Annotated in this window: 11 protein-coding genes; 7 read left to right on the top strand and 4 right to left on the bottom strand. The window is 71.9% G+C overall.

The annotated features are described in order from the left end of the window. Positions 1-271: 271 nt before the first annotated feature. The 5 genes from K2X24_RS02645 (at position 272) to addA (ending at position 12,004) form a co-directional block, all read left to right on the top strand. Positions 272-2,770: an ATP-binding protein gene (locus K2X24_RS02645; protein WP_292494359.1), complete on the top strand. Its 2,499-nt coding sequence runs from the start codon at positions 272-274 to the stop codon at positions 2,768-2,770. 191 nt (positions 2,771-2,961) lie between these two features. Then, on the top strand, positions 2,962-4,491 hold the full coding sequence (gene tsaE, locus K2X24_RS02650) for a tRNA (adenosine(37)-N6)-threonylcarbamoyltransferase complex ATPase subunit type 1 TsaE (RefSeq protein ID WP_292494378.1): 1,530 nt from the start codon (positions 2,962-2,964) through the stop codon (positions 4,489-4,491). Positions 4,492-4,571: 80 nt separating this feature from the next. Next, positions 4,572-5,312, top strand: coding sequence for a nucleotidyltransferase family protein (locus K2X24_RS02655; RefSeq protein ID WP_292494361.1), 741 nt, complete (start codon positions 4,572-4,574; stop codon positions 5,310-5,312). 66 nt (positions 5,313-5,378) lie between these two features. Next, positions 5,379-8,513 (top strand): double-strand break repair protein AddB, encoded by a 3,135-nt coding sequence (gene addB / locus K2X24_RS02660; protein WP_292494363.1) that lies wholly within the window; start codon positions 5,379-5,381, stop codon positions 8,511-8,513. Beyond that, a complete protein-coding gene (gene addA, locus K2X24_RS02665; protein WP_292494365.1) occupies positions 8,513-12,004 on the top strand; it encodes a double-strand break repair helicase AddA in 3,492 nt (1,163 codons plus the stop codon). The genes addB and addA overlap by 1 nt, the downstream gene beginning before the upstream one ends. 108 nt (positions 12,005-12,112) lie before the next feature. Here addA and cobT read toward each other — a convergent pair whose 3' ends face one another. The 4 genes from cobT to K2X24_RS02685 all read right to left on the bottom strand — a co-directional run bounded on the left by cobT (position 12,113) and on the right by K2X24_RS02685 (position 16,390). After that, entirely contained in the window at positions 12,113-14,014 is a 1,902-nt protein-coding gene (gene cobT / locus K2X24_RS02670) for a cobaltochelatase subunit CobT (protein WP_292494366.1), read from the bottom strand. Between the two features lie 4 nt (positions 14,015-14,018). Further along, positions 14,019-14,516, bottom strand: a complete 498-nt coding sequence (locus K2X24_RS02675; RefSeq protein ID WP_292494368.1) for a DUF29 domain-containing protein — start codon at positions 14,514-14,516, stop codon at positions 14,019-14,021. 22 nt (positions 14,517-14,538) lie between these two features. Beyond that, on the bottom strand, positions 14,539-15,522 hold the full coding sequence (cobS, locus tag K2X24_RS02680; protein WP_292494370.1) for a cobaltochelatase subunit CobS: 984 nt from the start codon (positions 15,520-15,522) through the stop codon (positions 14,539-14,541). 238 nt (positions 15,523-15,760) lie between these two features. Then, positions 15,761-16,390, bottom strand: coding sequence for a DnaJ domain-containing protein (locus tag K2X24_RS02685; RefSeq protein WP_238275444.1), 630 nt, complete (start codon positions 16,388-16,390; stop codon positions 15,761-15,763). Between the two features lie 128 nt (positions 16,391-16,518). Here K2X24_RS02685 and K2X24_RS02690 point away from each other — a divergent pair, with 128 nt between their 5' ends. Together K2X24_RS02690 and arfB are read left to right on the top strand one after the other, a co-directional pair. Further along, positions 16,519-16,803, top strand: coding sequence for a BolA family transcriptional regulator (locus K2X24_RS02690; protein WP_243911766.1), 285 nt, complete (start codon positions 16,519-16,521; stop codon positions 16,801-16,803). Positions 16,804-16,815: 12 nt separating this feature from the next. Then, a partial coding sequence (gene arfB / locus K2X24_RS02695; RefSeq protein ID WP_292494373.1) for an alternative ribosome rescue aminoacyl-tRNA hydrolase ArfB occupies positions 16,816-17,210 on the top strand: 395 nt, incomplete at its 3' end.

Below are 17,210 nucleotides of genomic sequence, written 5' to 3' on the forward strand. Positions count from 1 at the left end.
AAGCCCGGCCTCCGTGCCGGGCTTTTTCGTGTCCGGCCTCCCGCGCCAGGACCCCCGCGAGCCGTCGGCCAGTGTGGCTTTTCTGCGCCCCCTCGCGGCCGATCGCGTCCGGATGGTTTAAAGTTAAGCTTAACCCTCTTCCTCCACGATTCCCCGTCGCGCTAGTGTGGGCGGATTCCTCAGATGGAGTGGCTCGCACCCGGCCTTCGGGCGGATGCGGGAAGGGCGCGCTTTGGCGCCTCATCGAAGATTCGTGGAGGCGGGACGGATCATGAGGGTCGAACGAACGGCGCGCGCGCTCGTGTGCGTCGGCTCTCTCGTCGTCGCTGTAAACGCGCACCCGGCGCACGCGATCGCGGCGGGCCTGGACGCCAGCGCCGTCGCGGCGGGCTTCGGACAGCACACCCACAACGCCGCGGGTCTCGCGATCCTGATCGGCCTGACGGTCTTCGCGACCATCGTGGCCCTGCTGCACATGCGCGAGCGCAGCCGCTGGACACGGCGGGAGCGCGACCTCCTGAGCGAGCTTGCAATGCTGCGCGGCGCCCACGACCGGGCCGAGATGCTGCTCAACGCCGAGCGCCAGATCCTCGTGACCTGGTCCGGACGCGGGGCCCCGACCGTGGAGGGCGATACCGGCCTCGTCGACGGCAAGCGGATGCCGGGCGATGTCCATGCGGCCTTCCTGGCCTTCGAGACCTGGCTGCACGCGGTCGATGCCGACGCCCTGAACAGCGCCGTCGAGACCCTCCGGGCGCGCGGGACCGGATTCCGCCTCAGCCTGCGCGCGCAGAACGGGCGCTTCATCGACGCGCACGGGCAGGCCCTGTCCGGCCGCGCCGTGCTGCGCCTGCGCGAGACCACCGACGAGAAGCGTGAACTCATCGACCTGCGGCTGACGCTCTACGAGGCCAAGCGTGGCCTGTCGGCCCTGAGCAGCCTGCTCGACGCGATTCCCCAGCCGGTCTGGCGCCGCAACCGCGACGGCGTTCTCGCCTGGGTGAACCTCGCCTACGTGGCGGCGGTGGAGGCCGGCACGCGCGAGCACGCCCTCGAGGGCGGCGTCGAACTCCTCGACCGGCAGGCGCGCGACCTCATCGCCCGGGACGAAGGCGCGCGCCTGGCCGCCGGCGGACGGGCCGCCCACAGGCTTTCCGCCGTGGTGGCCGGCGGGCGGCGGACCCTCGACGTCAGCGAGACCGCCATCGAGACGGGCCGCGTCGGCATCGCGGTCGACGTCTCTGAACTGGAGAGCGTGCGCGCCGATCTCCAGCGCCAGATGGACGCCAACGTCCGCACCCTCGACCAGCTCCCCACCGCCGTGGCGATGTTCGACGCCCGCCAGCGCCTGATCTTCCACAACGCCGCCTACCGCCAGCTCTGGGACCTCGATCAGGCCTTCCTCGACGGCCGCCCCCTCGACGGCGAGATCCTCGACCGGCTCCGCGCCGCCCGGAAGCTGCCCGAGCAGGCCGACTTCAAGTCCTGGAAGGCCGACGTGCTCGCCGCCTACCGCGCCGTGGAGGCCAACGAGGGCTGGTGGTACCTGCCCGACGGGCGGTCGCTCCGCGTCGTCGCCGATCCCAACCCGCAGGGCGGCCTGACCTACCTGTTCGACGACGTGTCGGAGAACATGAAGCTCGAGTCCCGCTACAACGCGCTGATGCGGGTGCAGGCCGAAACCCTCGACACCCTGAAGGAGCCCGTGGCGGTGTTCGGCGCCGATGGCCGGCTGACCTTCGCCAATCGCGCCTTTGCCACCCTGTGGCGCCTCGACCCCGAGACCCTGGGCGAGCGCCCGCGCGTCGATGCGGTCATCGCCGCCTGCCAGACCCTCTCGCCCGACGAGGATCCGTGGATCGACATCCGCGGCGCCATCACGGGCCTGGAGAGCCGGGCCGGCCTGACCTGCCGCCTGGAGATCGTCGACGGCACCGTGCTCGACTGCGCCGCCCAGCCCCTGCCCGAGGGCGCGACGCTGCTCACCCTGATCGACGTCACCGCCAGCGTGAACGTGGAGCGGGCGCTGACGGACAAGAACGATGCCCTGGAGCGCACCTCGCAGCTGCGCGACACCTTCGTGAACCACGTCTCCTACGAGCTGCGCTCGCCGCTCACCAACATCATCGGCTTCACCCAGCTTCTCGGCGACGAGACGGTGGGCGCCCTCAACGAGCGCCAGCGCGAGTATTCCGGGCACATCATGCGCTCGTCGGGCGCGCTGCTCGTGATGATCAACGACATCCTCGACCTCGCCTCCATCGACGCAGGCTCCCTCGAACTCACCCGCGAGGTCGTCGACGTCCGCGCCACCGTCGACGCGGCCGTGCGCGGGCTGGAGGACCGGCTCGCCGATTCCGCCATCACCCTCGACCTCGACGTGCCCGACGACGTCGGCACCTTCGTGGCCGACGGCAAGCGCGTGCGCCAGATCCTGTTCAACCTCTTGTCGAACGCCGTCGGCTTCTCGTCGCCCGGTCAGCAGGTCCGGGTCGAGGTCCGGCGCGACGCCTCCGAGCTCACCCTCACCGTGGCGGACCAGGGCCAGGGCATGCCGCCCGACGTCGCCGCGCGGGTGTTCGATCGGTTCGAGAGCCACACGCTGGGCACCCGCCATCGCGGCGTCGGCCTCGGGCTCTCCATCGTGCGCTCCTTCGTGGAACTGCATGGTGGCCGGGTCAGCCTCGATTCCGAGCCCGGCGTGGGCACCCGCGTCACCTGCTCCTTCCCGATCTCCGAGAGGGCGGCCCATCAGGATGCCGCCGAGTAGGCGGAGGCCGCGGCCGGCCCCCCTGCGTCGCTTTGGGAGCCTTCGGCAGGGTCCGCGATTTGGTTAAGGATGCTCCGTTATGAACGCGAGGATCCGTGCGATCCCGCCGATCGCGGCCGAGGAGGAGTTGGGCGTTGAACGAGGATGGTGCCGACACGCCCCGGCGTGAGGTGAAATCGGCCTGGGAGATCATGCTTCCCGACGAGAGCGCCACCGAGGATCTCGGCCGCTTCCTCGCCGAGTTCCTGGTGGCCGGCGATATCGTCGCCCTGTCGGGCGGTCTCGGCGGCGGCAAGACCACGCTGGCGCGCGCGCTCATCCGCGAGCTCGCGGAGGCCCCGACCCTCGACGTGCCGAGCCCGACCTTCACGCTGATCCAGCCCTACGAGGCGGCCGACGGCCGCGCCATCGTGCATGCCGACCTCTACCGGCTGCGCAGCCCCGACGAACTCGTCGAACTCGGCTTCGACGAGATGGCCGAGACCGCCATCACCCTGGTCGAATGGCCCGAGCGCCTCGGCCCCCGCGATGCGCCGATCCTGTCCATCGACCTTTCCCTGCGGGCCGAGTTCGGCGACGGCGCCCGCTTCGCTCGCATCGACGGCAGCGGCGGCATGGCCGGGCGCCTGCGCCGGGCGCGGGCCCTGCGCGTGCTCCTCGTCCGCAGCGGCTGGGACGAGGCGACGCGCATCGCCATGCAGGGCGATGCCTCCTCGCGGGCCTACGAGCGCCTGGTGAAGCCCGACGGCAAGAGCGCCGTCCTAATGATCTCGCCGCCCCGGGCCGACGGGCCGCCGGTGCGCAACGGCCGCCCCTACAGCGCCATCGTCAAGCTCGCCGAGAGCGTGCATGCCTTCGTGGGCGTCGACCGCGGCCTGCGGGCGCTCGGCTTCTCGGCCCCCCGCATCTACGGCGAGGACCTCGCCGAGGGTCTGCTCATCATTGAGGACCTCGGTTCCGAACCCGTGGTCGATGCCGCCGGCCCCCGGCCGGAGCGCTACGCCGAGGCGGTGCGCCTGCTGGCCAAGCTCCACGCCACCGAGCTTCCGGGCGTTCTGCCCGTGGCCGACGGCATCGACCACGTGCTGCCGCCCTACGACCTCGAGGCCCTGGTCTTCGAGACCGAGCTGCTGCCGGACTGGTACTGCCCGGCGATCCGGGGCGCCGAGCTTCCGGGTCCGGCCCGGTCCGAGTTCGTCTCCCTCTGGGCCGAGGTCCTCGACAGCATCACCCCGGCTCGCCCGACCTGGACCCTGCGGGACTACCATTCGCCCAACCTGATCTGGCTGCCCGAGCGGGAGGGGCTGGAGCGCATCGGCGTCATCGACTTCCAGGACGCGGTGCTCGGCCACCCCGCCTACGACGTCGCCTCGCTGCTGCAGGACGCGCGGGTGGATGCCTCGGCCGAATTCGAACTGCGCCTGCTCGGCCTCTACGTGCGCGAGCGCCGGGCCCGCGAGCCCGATTTCGACATGCACGCCTTCGCCCGGGCCTACGCGGTGCTGGCGGCCCAGCGCGCCACCAAGATCCTCGGCATCTTCGCCCGTCTCGACCGCCGCGACGGCAAACCCGGCTACCTCGCCCACCTGCCGCGCATCGAGGGCTACCTCGCGCGCAACCTCAACCATCCGGCCCTGACGCACCTGCGCCTCTGGCACGAGGCCCACCTGCCGCATCTCGTGCCGAAGCCTGCCGCAGCCGAGCCGGGCGAGGGCGCCTGAAGGACCCGCGAGACCCGGGCGCGGGCCGCCGCGCGGCAGCCTGCGCCCGCCCGAGACCTTCCCGACGAGACGAAGCCGATATGTCCGACACCCCCCCCATCACCCGCGCCTTCGTCCTCGCGGCGGGCCTCGGCAAGCGCATGCGCCCCATCACCGCGACGGTGCCCAAGCCCCTCGTGGAGGTGGCCGGGCGCGCCCTCCTCGACCACGCCCTCGACCGGGCCGCCGAGGGCGGCATCACGCGGGCGGTGGTCAACGTGCACTACCTCGCCGACCTCATCGAGGGGCACGTGGCCAAGCGCCGGAGCGCCCCGGACATCGTGATCTCCGACGAGCGCGCCGCCCTGCTGGAGACCGGTGGCGGCGTCAAGAAGGCCCTTCCGCTCCTCGGCGACGGGCCGTTCGTGGTCTTCAACGCCGATTCCTTCTGGCTCGAAGGGCCGGATTCCAATCTCGCCCGCCTCGTCGCCGCCTGGGACCCGGAGGCGATGGACATCCTCCTCCTCGTGGCCCCCACGGCGACCAGCCTCGGCTACGAGGGCGGCGGCGACTTCGTCATGGATTCCGGCGGGGCCCTGGAGCGGCGCGGCGAGCGCGAGGTGGCGCCCTTCATCTACGCGGGCGTCGCCATCCTGAAGCCCGGCCTGTTCGCCGACACCCCCGAGGGCGCCTTCTCCCTCAACCTCCTGTTCGACCGCGCCATCGCGGCCCGCCGCCTGCACGGCCTGCGCCTCGACGGACAATGGCTCCACGTCGGCACGCCGGAGGCGATCACGGCCGCCGAGGCGCGGGTGAAGGCGAGCGCGCAGCAGGCGCTCTGAGGCGCGGGCGCCCGGCCCGTCAGCCCGCCCATTCCAGAACGGCGGGATTGGTGGCATGGAACATCGATGCCGATTTCCGATGCCGCCGGATCCCACGTCTTCACCATCCCCCCCGGGGCGCCCTTCCTGGAGACCCTCGCCGAGGCGCTGATCGCGGGCCGGCTCGTGGGCGACATCGGCGCCGATCCGTTCGCGCTCGCCTCCGTCACCCTCTACCTGCCGACGCAGCGCGCCGTCCGGGCCCTCTCGGCGATCCTGGCCGCCCGCCTCGGCCATGCGGCGCTGCTGCCGCGCATGGTGCCCCTCGGCGAGGCGGACGAGGCGGAACTCGATCTCGCCGCCAACCCCCTCATCGAGAACGGCCCCGACGTGCTCGCCCCGGCGATGCCGCCCCTGGAGCGCCGGCTGATCCTCGCGCGTCTCGTCCAGGGCTGGGCGGAGGCGGTGGACCGCACGCTGCTGCCCATCGACGACGACGTACCCTTCCTCGTGCCCTCCTCGCCCGCCGACGCGATCGGCCTCGCCGCCGACCTCGAACGGCTGATGGACGCGCTCACCGTCGAGGGCCTGCCCTGGGCCGAGATCGGAAGCGCCGTCGAGGCCGAGTATTCGCGCTATTTCGGCCTGACCCTGGATTTCGTGAAGATCGCCGCCGAGGCCTGGCCCGGCATCCTCGCCGAGCGCGGCATGAGCGACCCGGTCTCGCGGTCGCGAAAGCTCGTGCTCGCCGAGGCCGAGCGCCTCGCCCGGGATCGTCCGGCCGAGCCCATGATCGTCGCGGGCTCGACCGGCTCGGTTCCCGCCACCGCCCGGCTGATCGCCGCCGTGGCGGGCCTGCCGCGCGGCGCCGTGGTGCTCCCGGGTCTCGACGGCGAGCTCGACGCCGCCGGCTGGGACGCCATCGAGACCGGCGAGGGGGTTTCGCGCGAGACCGCGCACGGCCATCCGCAGGCGATCCTGCACCGCCTGCTCGGGCCGGGATGCCTCGCCCGCGACCGGGCCGACATCGTCGGCCTGGGCGCGCCGTCCGCCGAGGCCCGGGCCCGCTTCGCCCTGCTCTCGCAGGCCCTGCGTCCGGCCGAGACCACCGAGGCCTGGGCCGAACTCGATGCGCGCGCGCGCGCCGACCTGGCCGAGGCGGGGATGCGGGGTCTCGCCCTGGTCGAGGCCGCCGACGAGCGCGAAGAGGCGCTGGTCATCGCCATCGCGCTGCGCGAGACCCTGGAAACTCCCGGCGCCACGGCGGCGCTGATCACCCCCGACCGGGGGCTGGCGGTGCGGGTCGCCGCGGAACTCGCCCGCTGGGGCATCGTCGCGGAGGATTCCGGCGGCGAGGCCCTGTCGCGCAGCCGCGCGGGGCGCCTCGCGCGCCTCGCCGCCGAAGTCGCGGCCGACCTTCAGCCGGCCCGGCTGATCACGCTCCTGTCCCATCCCTACGTGCGCCTCGGCATGCCGCGCAGCGACGTGGTCCGGGCGGCTGCCGCCCTGGAGATCGGAGCCCTGCGCGGGCCCGCGCCGGCGCCGGGCTTTGCCGGATTGCAGCAGGCCCTGGCCGACCAGCGCGCCGGCACCGGGCGACGGCCCCGCGCCAAGCGCCGCCTCACCGAACGCGACTGGGACCTCGCCGCCGACCTCCTCGACCGGCTGCAGGTGGCCTTCGACGGCTTCCTCGACGTGGATCATCGCGGCGTCGGCAACCTCGTCGCCTACGCCGCCTGCCACCGCGCCACCTTCGACCGGCTGATCGACGCGGCCGATGGCGAGGCCGTCGACGACGCCTCCCTCGGCGTGCTCGACAGCCTGTTCGACGACCTCGAACTGGCCGAACCCGGCCTGCTGCCCGGGCGCTTTTCCGATTACCCGGCCTTCTTCAGCGCGCTGGCGCGGGAGCGGCTCGTGGCCTGCAGCGACGGGCGTCCGCACCCCCGCCTGCGCATCCTCGGCCTCCTGGAGGCGCGGCTGATGCACGTCGACCGCGTGGTGCTCGGCGGCCTCGACGAGGGCGTCTGGCCGATGAAGACGACCACGGACGCCTTCCTCAACCGGCCCATGCGCGAGCGCATCGGCCTCAACCCGCCCGAACGCCGCATCGGCCAGAGCGCGCACGACTTCGTCCAGGCGCTCGGCCATCACGACGCGATCCTGACCCGCGCCGCCAAGCGCGAGGGCGCCCCCACCGTGCCCTCGCGCTTCCTCCAGCGCCTGCGCGCCTTCGCGGGCGAGGCCCGCTGGACCGAGGTGACCGAGGCCGGGCGCCGGTACCTGAGCTATGCCGCCGCCCTGGACCAGGGCACCGGCCCCGCGCAGCCGCGTCTCAAGCAACCGAAGCCCCGGCCCGACCCGGCCCTGTTCCCGCGTTCCCTGAGCGTCACCGAGGTCGAGACCCTGGTGCGCGACCCCTACGTCATCTTCGCCCGGCACGTGCTCGGCCTCGATCCCCTCGATCCCGTGGCGGCCGAGCCGGGCGCCGCCGATCGCGGCACCCTGATCCACGAGATCCTGGGGCAATTCGCGCAGGCCCACCCCGACGCGTTTCCGGACGCGGCGGTGGAGCGATTGTTCAACCTCGCGCTCAACGCCTTCCGGCCGATCTCCGACACCTATCCGGAGCTCTATGCCGAGTGGTGGCCCCGCTACGAGCGGCTGGCCGCGAAATTCCTGGACTGGGAGGCCGAGCGGCGCGGGCAGGTGGCGAAGGTCCATCCGGAGATCTCCGGCAAGTGGGTGATTCCGATGGGCACTGAGAACTTCACCCTGCGGGCGCGCGCCGACCGGATCGAGCGCCGCCGCGACGGCGGCGCCTGCATCGTCGACTTCAAGACCGGCCTGCCGCCGAGCAACAAGGAGGTCTTCGCCGGCTTCTCGCCCCAGCTCACGCTGGAAGCGGCGATGCTCATGGCCGGCGCCTTCGACGGCTTTCCCGCCAGCACGCTGACGCCCGACCTCCTCTACGTGCACGCCTCGGGCGGCCGCAAACCCTTCGAGCCGCTTGCCGTGAAGCCCCCGCGCGGCGAGGAGCGCGAGGTCGCCGCCATCGTCGACGAGCACGTCGCCCGCTTCCGGGGCCTCGTGGCCCGCTTCCTGGCCGGCGAGGCCGCCTACACCTCGCGGCCATACCCAAAATACGCCAAATCCTACGGCGACTACGACCACCTCGCCCGGGTGCTCGAATGGTCGCTCGGCGGCGAGGGAGAGGACTGATGTCCGTGCGCGAAGCGTTCGTCGTCGACGATCTCACCAAGGACCGTCAGCGCAAGGCCGCCGATCCGCGTGCCTCGGCCTGGGTCTCGGCCAATGCGGGGGCCGGTAAGACCAAGGTGCTCACCGACCGGGTGGTGCGCCTGCTCCTCGACGGGGCGCCGCCGGCCCGCATCCTCTGCCTCACCTTCACCAAGGCCGCGGCGGCCAACATGTCGATCCGCGTCTTCCGCGTCCTCGGGCGCTGGGTGACCCTGGACGACGCCACGCTCACGGCCGAACTCACCGAACTCACGGGGGAACGCCCATCGCGAACGACCCTGCGGGTGGCCCGGCGGCTGTTCGCCCGCGCGGTGGAGACCCCGGGGGGCCTGAAGATCGAGACCCTGCACGCCCTCTGCGAGCGGCTCCTGCACATGTTCCCGTTCGAGGCGAACGTGCCGGCCCGCTTCGTGGTGCTCGACGAGACGCAGGCCGCCGACGCCTTCCGCATCGAGACCGGCAACGTGCTGGCCGACGCCATCGGCGGCCGCCATCCGCATCTCGGCGAGGCGCTGGCCGTCGTCGGCCCCGAGGCGACGGGGGATGCCCTGCGCAAGGCGATCCGCAACGCCATGCGGGCCCGCGACGTGCTCGACGGCCGCGCCGGCCTCGACGGTCCGTTCGCGGGGCTCGCCGAGGCCCTCGGCGTCCGCCCGGGCGAGACCGCCGACGCGATCGAGGCGCGGATGCTCGACGGCGTCCTGGGGGATCTCGGCGCGCTGGCCGCGCGCCTGCGCACCGGCAAGGCCACGGATGACGGCATCGCCGACCGGCTGCTGGCCGTCGAGGCCGCCGGGACGCGCTCCGATGCCCTCGAGACCTATCTGGGCATCTTCTTCACCAAGGAGGGCTCGCCGAAGGCCGACAAGAGCCTCGGCACCAAGGCCGTGCCGGAGGACGTGAAGAGCGCGCTCTGCGAGGAGCGGGACCGCCTGGAACCCCTGCGGGATACCCTGCGGGGCGTGCGCGCCCTGGAGCGCACCCGCGCCCTGTTCACCCTGGCGGGCGAGATCCACCGCCGGGTCGAGGCCCAGAAGGCCCGCCTCGGCGCCCTCGACTTCGACGACCTCATCCACAAGACCCTCGACCTCCTCGGCCGGGTCGATTCCACCTGGGTTCTGTACAAGCTCGACCGCGGCGTCGACCATGTGCTCATCGACGAGGCGCAGGACACGAACCCGCACCAATGGGAGATCCTGCGCCGGATCACCGCCGAGTTCGCCTCCGGCGAGGGCGCCCGCGAGGTCGCCCGGACCCGCTTCGCCGTCGGCGACCCCAAGCAGTCGATCTACAGCTTCCAGGGTGCCGAGCCCCGCGAGTTCGAAACCACCCGCCGGGCCTGGCAGCGGGCGACCGAAGGCGCTGGGCTCGCCTTCGCGGACGTGAACCTCACCCTGTCGTTCCGCTCGGCCGGGGGCGTCCTGCGCGCGGTGGACGCGACCTTCGCGATCCCCGAGCACTACGAGGGACTCTCCTTCGACGACACGGCCGTCGGCACCAGCCACAGCACGGCGCGGACGTCCGCCCCCGGCACGGTGGAGCTCTGGCCGATCGAGGAGCCGGCGGACGAGCCCGAGCCCGATGCCTGGGCCGCCCCCGTCGATGCGCCGGAGACCAACGCGCCCGCGATCCTCACGGCCCGGCGCGTGGCGCGGGCGGCGCTCGCCTGGATCACCACCGGCGACGAGACCGGCCGGGTCTGGCGTCCGGGCGACATCCTCATCCTGGTGCGCAAGCGCTCGGCGGCCTTCGAGGAGGTGATTCGCGCCATGAAGGCCCTGGGCGTGCCCGTCGCCGGCCAGGACCGCCTCGACATCGCCGCCCACATCGCCGTCAACGACCTCGTGGCGGTGGGCCGGGCCGGGCTCCTGCCGGCCGACGACCTGACCCTGGCCGGCGCTCTGAAGACACCGCTCGTCGGCCTCGACGACGACGACCTCGTGCGCATCGCGTCGCGCCGCGAACTGCACGAGACCCTGGAGGACGCGCTCGCGCGGCACGCCGCCGGCGGCGACCCGGCCGCGATCCGGGGTCACGCGGCCCTGCGATCCTGGATCGACCTCGCGGCCTGCGAGGGACCGTTCGGGTTCTACGCCACGCTGCTGGGCGCGCGGGGCGGCCGGCGTGCCCTGGTCTCGCGCCTCGGCGGCGAGGCGGGCGATGCCATCGATGTGTTCCTGATGACCGCGGCCCAGGCCGAGCAGGGCACGGACGCACCGTCCCTCGGCGGCTTTCTCGCCCGCTACGACACCGTGCCGGGGCGCGGGGAGGGCGGCCACACGGTCAAGCGCGACCTCGAATCGGGCCGGGACGAGGTCCGGGTGATGACCGTCCACGGGGCCAAGGGGCTCGAGGCGCCGGTGGTCATCGTCATCGACGGCTGCGAGACCCTCGGGCGCAACGATCCGCCCCTCCTCGCGATGGCGCCCGGATCCTTGTCCGAGCCCCGGTTCGGGCGCGGCGCCAGCCCCCTCCCGCCGATCTGGGCCGGTGCCAAGGCGGGCGATTGCGCGGCCGTGACCGAGGCCCGCGCCGCCCTGCAGGCCCGCGCCCGCGAGGAGCACAACCGCCTCCTCTACGTCGCCATGACCCGGGCGGCCGACCGCCTCGTGGTGGCCCCCTATCGTGGCCACGAGGCGCCGACGGAGGCGGCCTGGTGCGAGATGATCCGCAGCGGGATGGAGCGTGCCTTCGGCGCGGGCGAGGTCATCGAGGCCCGGTACGGCCCGGCCACCCTGTGGCGCGAGGGCGGTGCCGTGATTCCGGCCGAGCGCGCCGCTTCCGCGCCCCCGCCACGGCCCGCGCTTCCGGCCTGGCTCGAAGCGCCCGTGCCCTCGGAGACCGATGCGGCGCCTCCGGTGACGCCCTCGCGCGCCCTCGGCGCGGCCGATACCCGCCGCGAGCCGGGCCGGCGCCAGGCCGACAGCGAAGCGCGCCGACGCGGCACCCTGATCCATTCCCTCGTCGAGCACCTGCCCCGGATCGAGCCCGGCCAGCGCGAGGCGGCGGCCACCAGCTTCGTGCGTGCCCGCGCCCCGGCGCTGGAGCGGCCCAAGCAGGCGGCCATCGTCAGCGCGACCCTGCGCCTGCTGGAAGAGCCCGATCTCGCGCCGCTCTTCGCCCGCGATGCCCGGGCCGAGGTTACCCTATCGGGACGGGTGACGGCAGGGGGCATCGCCCGCCCGGTCTTCGGCCGGGTCGACCGCCTGGCGATCTCGGGCGATACGGTTTGGGTGGCGGATTTCAAGACGGGCCGGCCGCCGGCGGCGGGAGCCCCTCTGCCCCGCGCGGAGGCCGGGCAGATCGCCCTCTACGCCGCGCTGCTGGCCGAGATCTACCCGGCGCACCGGGTCGTCCCGATGCTGGTCTGGACCTCGGGGCCGACGATCCGCCGGCTTTCGGCCGACGAGATCGCGGACGCCCTCGAGACCCTGGCGCAGCGCGCCGCGTGAGGCGCGCCGAGGCGGACTTGCCTTGGCACGCCAACGCAAGTCCGCCTCGATTTTTCGTGTATCGCAGATTTTGGTTGCAAGATCGGCGACCACTTTCGCGAAAGTCGCTTAGCGGCGTCCGCCCGCCGCCTTGCGGCGGGGCGCGGCGCCGCCGGCATCCTCCTCGAACAGTTCGGCGAGCTTTTCCGTCATCGCGCCGCCGAGTTCCTCGGCATCGATGATGGTCACGGCGCGGCGGTAGTAGCGCGTCACGTCGTGGCCGATGCCGATGGCCAGCAACTCCACCGGCGAGCGGGTCTCGATGTCCTCGATCATCCAGCGCAGATGGCGCTCGAGATAGTTGCCGGGGTTCACCGAGAGCGTCGAGTCGTCGACCGGCGCGCCGTCCGAGATCACCATCAGGATCTTGCGCTGCTCGGGGCGCGCCAGCAGGCGCTTGTGCGCCCAGTCCAGCGCCTCGCCGTCGATGTTCTCCTTGAGCAGGCCCTCGCGCATCATCAGGCCGAGGTTCTTGCGGGCGCGCCGCCAGGGGGCGTCCGCCGACTTGTAGACGATGTGGCGCAGGTCGTTGAGGCGGCCCGGCGTGTTCGGCTTGCCGCCGGCCAGCCACGCTTCCCGCGATTGTCCGCCCTTCCAGGCCCGCGTGGTGAAGCCGAGGATCTCGACCTTGACGCCGCAGCGCTCCAGCGTGCGCGCGAGGATATCCGCGCAGGTCGCCGCCACGGTGATCGGGCGCCCGCGCATGGAGCCGGAATTGTCCAGCAGCAGCGTGACCACGGTATCGCGAAAATTCGTGTCCTTCTCGCGCTTGAAGGAGAGCGGCTGGAACGGGTCGGTGACCACGCGCACGAGGCGCGCGGGATCGAGCTGGCCCTCTTCGAGGTCGAAGTCCCAGGCGCGGTTCTGCTGGGCCAGCAGCCGGCGCTGCAGCCGGTTGGCGAGGCGCCCCACCACGCCCTGGAGATGGGCGAGCTGCTTGTCGAGGTAGGTGCGCAGGCGTGCGAGCTCCTCCGCGTCGCAGAGGTCCTCGGCGTGGATGATCTCGTCGAAGCGCGGGTTGAAGACCCTGTACTCGGGCCCGCGCGGCTCGTTGGTCTTCTGCGACGGCGGCCGCCACGCTTCCGAAGCCTCCTCCGAATCGGCGTTCTCGGCCTCGTCGGGCAACTCGCCGGAGGGCGCGTCGGCGGCCTCGGTGGCGCCTTCCTGCAACTCGTCGGTCGCCTCCTGCGAGGTCTCCATCTCGGAGCGGTCGCCCTGCGACTGTTCCTCGGCCTCGCCCTCGCTCGGGGTCTGCTCGTCGTCCTGCGCCTCGTTCTCGTCGTCGTTCTCGTCGTCCTCGGGGTCGAACGGCGTCTCGTCCGCCATATCCAGGGAGGTGAGGAGGTCGCGCACCGAGCGGGCGAAGGCGCGCTGGTTCTCGATGGCACCGATGAGGCCGTCGAGACTCGGGCCGGCCTTGTCCTCGATGTGCGAGCGCCAGAGATCGACGATCTTCTTGGCGGCCGCCGGGGGCGCCGCCCCGGTCAGGCGCTCACGCACCATCAGGGCGACGGCATCCTCCATCGGAGCGTCGGCCCGGTCGGTGATGTCCTCGTACTTGCCGCCGCGATGGTAACGGTCCTCCAGCATCGCCGAGAGGTTCGCGGCGACGCCGGCCATGCGCCGCGAGCCGATCGCCTCGACGCGGGCCTGCTCGACGGCGTCGAACACCGCGCGGGCTCCGGCATTCTCCGGTGCGAGGCGCCGGTGCACGGCGACGTCGTGGCAGCCGAGCCGCAGGGCCATCGAGTCGGCGTTGCCGCGCAGGATCGCCACGTCCTCGGGCGTCAGCTTGCGCGGAGGCTCGGGCAGGCGCGCCTTGTCGCCGGTCAGGGCCGGCCGGTCGCTGGCATAGACCACCTCGATCTCGGCGCGCTTGGCGATGGCGCGCAGGCACCCCGCCACCGAGCGCTTGAGCGGTTCGGCGACGGGCTCGCGCCGGTCGCCGGGCTTGCGGTTGGAGATGCTCACGGGGCTATTTCTTCACCGAATCAAAATCGAAGGGGCGGTTCAGGATATCGTCCCAGGCGTATGGGCATTCCGCGGGAAACTCATCCGGCGGAATGTGGGTCTCGTCCGAGGCCCAGTCGCGCGCGTCGGGATAAGCGTGACGCAAGGCCTCGTCGATACGAGGCTTGAGGCCCGGATTGGTCGCCAGGATTCGCGCGTAGCGCCGCCGCTGCTCGCGAATCGAGAAGATCCAACTCGGCGTGCGATGCTCGGGCTGCTGGTCCCATTTCAGCATATGCATGACGAGAACGCGCAAGGAGCTTTGGAGCTTGGCGAACTCGCTCTTTGACAATCCCTCCAGCTCCTCGGCGATATGTTCAAGGTCGAGCGCATCGACCCGTCCGGCCCGGAGCAGCGCGACCTGCTCCTCGACCCAGGTATAAAGGTCGTCCTCGTAGCGTGTCCGAGCCGAGATGGCTGCTCCACCTTCGGTCGGTTCACCCTTCAGAGCCGGCTCGCCCATCGCGTCCTCCGCTCAAAATCCCCTAGCTCAGCGCGACGTTCGACGCACTCTCCGGCAGGTCCTTGCCGAAGGCGCGCTGGTAGAATTCGGCCACCAGGGTCCGCTCCAGCTCGTCGCACTTGTTGAGGAAGGTGACCCGGAAGGCGAAGCCGATATCCTTGAAGATATCGGCGTTCTCGGCCCAGGTGATGACCGTGCGCGGGCTCATGACCGTGGAGAGGTCGCCGTTCATGAAGGCGTTGCGGGTCAGGTCCGCCACGCGCACCATGCGGTTGACGATGTCCCGGCCGTTGTCGCGCCGGTAATGCGCCGCCTTAGAGAGCACGATGTCCACTTCGCGGTCGTGGGGGAGGTAGTTCAGGGTGGTGACGATGGACCAGCGGTCCATCTGGCCCTGGTTGATCTGCTGCGTGCCGTGATAGAGGCCGGACGTGTCGCCCAAACCCACCGTGTTGGCCGTGGCGAACAGGCGGAAGGCCGGGTGCGGGCTGATCACGCGCTTCTGGTCGAGGAGCGTCAGGCGGCCCGAGAGTTCGAGCACGCGCTGGATCACGAACATCACGTCGGGCCGGCCGGCATCGTACTCGTCGAAGACGAGCGCGACGTTGTTCTGAAGCGCCCAGGGCAGGATGCCGTCCTGGAAGGCCGTGACCTGCTTGCCGTCCTTCACCACGATCGCGTCCTTGCCGACGAGGTCGATGCGCGAGACGTGGCTGTCGAGGTTGATCCGGATGCAGGGCCAGTTCAGGCGCGCGGCCACCTGCTCGATATGGGTCGACTTGCCGGTGCCGTGATAGCCGGTCACCATCACGCGGCGGTTGCGGGCGAAGCCCGCCAGGATCGCCAGGGTGGTCTCGCGGTCGAAGATGTAGTCCGGATCGAGGGCGGGCACGTGCTCCTCGCTCTGCGAGAAGGCCGGCACCTGGAGATCGAGGTCGATGCCGAAGGCCTCGCGCACGGAGACGGTCCGGTCGGGCAGCGAGGCGGGCGTGACGTCAGAAAGCATAAGGACCTCGTCGGAGCGCGGGTGCCAGGTCTTCAGGCACGAACCACGCAGGCTGTGTCGGGTTCTGGTGTCCGCCGACTCGATTCTCGAGCCGCGCGCGACCGCCATCTAAGGGTCGGCGCCGGGAAGCGCCAAGGGACTTGGCCACGATATAGGGCTTCGCGCGGCAATTGCCCCCCGTCGAGACCGTTCAGTGCGGTGAAAACCTGCATCGATCGTGCCGCGGGGACGCAGTTGGTCAGCAAAGACCGGCGGTGCGCAGGGCGTCGTGCGCCCGGATGATGTCCCGCAGCCGCTCCTCGAAGGAGCGGTCGCCGCCGTTCGCGTCGGGATGGAAACGCTTCACCAGGACCTTGTACTGCGCCTTGATCGCGGCGGAATCGGCGTTCTCGTCGAGGCCGAGCACGTCGAGGGCCTTGAGGGTGGCGGCCGAGTGCCGGGGGCGGCGCGGCTCGGGCGCCTTGCGGCGCGCGGTCTCGCCGACACCCTCCGCGCGCAGGATGTCCAGCGGGTCGACATAGGCCCAGTCGCGCTTGGGCGCGCCCTTGCCCTTGGCGCGCCCTTCGGCGGTGGCGGGGTTCACCCCCATCGCCCAGGTCGGGCGGTGCCCGATGATCGCGTCCTTCTGGTAGGCCTGCACGGCGGCATCGTTCATGCCGTCGAAGTAGTTGTAGGTGGCGTTGTAGGCGCGCACGTGGTCCATGCAGAAGCGCCAGTACTGCCCCTCCGCCTTGCGGCCCTTGGGCGCGCGGTAGAGCCCGGCGTTCTTGCACCCCGGGGTCTCGCAGGTCTGGGCCGCGGCCGTCTTCGGCTCGTCGCAGGACGGCTTGATGCGGATGCTGTCGAACAGGGGCGAGTTGAGATCCATGATGGGGCGATTATGAGGGGGCGGTCCGCAGACACAAGAGCGGCGGGCCTGATGCCGCATGCGGCCGCCGGGGGTTGACGCGCGAGACCGCACGAAGGCTCCCGCGCCGGGACAATGGAGACGCCGACATGAGCGAGACCGGAACCCTGAAGGCGTGGATCGCCGAGACGCTGCAGGCCGAACTGGCCCCGCAGGTTCTCGAGGTGATCGACGAATCCCACCTGCACGCGGGCCATTCGGGCGCGCGGCCGGAGGGCGAGACGCATTTCCGACTGAATGTTGTGGCCGCCGCCTTCGAGGGGAAGAGCCGGGTGGAGCGCCACAGGCTCGTCAACGCCGTCCTCGATCCGGCCTTCAAGCGGGGCCTGCACGCGCTGGCGTTGCGCGTCCGCACGCCCGCCGAGGCCGTCTGAGGACCCGCCGCCGTGGCCCTGCAATGCACGCCCCACATCGCCATCGACGAGGCGGAGCTGGAGGAGACTTTCGTGCGCGCCTCGGGCCCCGGCGGGCAGAACGTCAACAAGCTCTCCACCGCCGTGCAGCTGCGCTTCGATGCCCGGCGCTCGGCCTCCCTGCCGGACGCCGTGGCGGTGCGGCTGATGCGACTCGCGGGCCGGCGCCTCACCGTCGACGGCGTCATCGTCATCAGCGCCCAGCGCTTCCGGACGCAGGACCGCAACCGGGCCGATGCCCGCGAGCGGCTGGCCGAGCTGGTGGCGGAGGCGGCGGTGCCGCCGACCCCCCGGCGCGCCACGCGCCCGACGCTCGCCTCGAAGAAGCGCCGCCTCGACGACAAGTCGAAGCGGAGCGCCACCAAGCG

It is taken from the genome of Methylobacterium sp., from assembly GCF_019750675.1.
Classification (GTDB): domain Bacteria; phylum Pseudomonadota; class Alphaproteobacteria; order Rhizobiales; family Beijerinckiaceae; genus Methylobacterium.

Bases quoted from the DNA above. Each gene is read 5' to 3' on its own strand.
- K2X24_RS02645 (WP_292494359.1), top strand. From the start codon at position 272: ATGAGGGTCGAACGAACGGCGCGCGCGCTCGTGTGCGTCGGCTCTCTC.
- tsaE (WP_292494378.1), top strand. From the start codon at position 2,962: ATGCTTCCCGACGAGAGCGCCACCGAGGATCTCGGCCGCTTCCTCGCC.
- K2X24_RS02655 (WP_292494361.1), top strand. From the start codon at position 4,572: ATGTCCGACACCCCCCCCATCACCCGCGCCTTCGTCCTCGCGGCGGGC.
- addB (WP_292494363.1), top strand. From the start codon at position 5,379: ATGCCGATTTCCGATGCCGCCGGATCCCACGTCTTCACCATCCCCCCC.
- addA (WP_292494365.1), top strand. From the start codon at position 8,513: ATGTCCGTGCGCGAAGCGTTCGTCGTCGACGATCTCACCAAGGACCGT.
- K2X24_RS02675 (WP_292494368.1), bottom strand. From the start codon at position 14,516: ATGGGCGAGCCGGCTCTGAAGGGTGAACCGACCGAAGGTGGAGCAGCC.
- cobS (WP_292494370.1), bottom strand. From the start codon at position 15,522: ATGCTTTCTGACGTCACGCCCGCCTCGCTGCCCGACCGGACCGTCTCC.
- K2X24_RS02685 (WP_238275444.1), bottom strand. From the start codon at position 16,390: ATGGATCTCAACTCGCCCCTGTTCGACAGCATCCGCATCAAGCCGTCC.
- K2X24_RS02690 (WP_243911766.1), top strand. From the start codon at position 16,519: ATGAGCGAGACCGGAACCCTGAAGGCGTGGATCGCCGAGACGCTGCAG.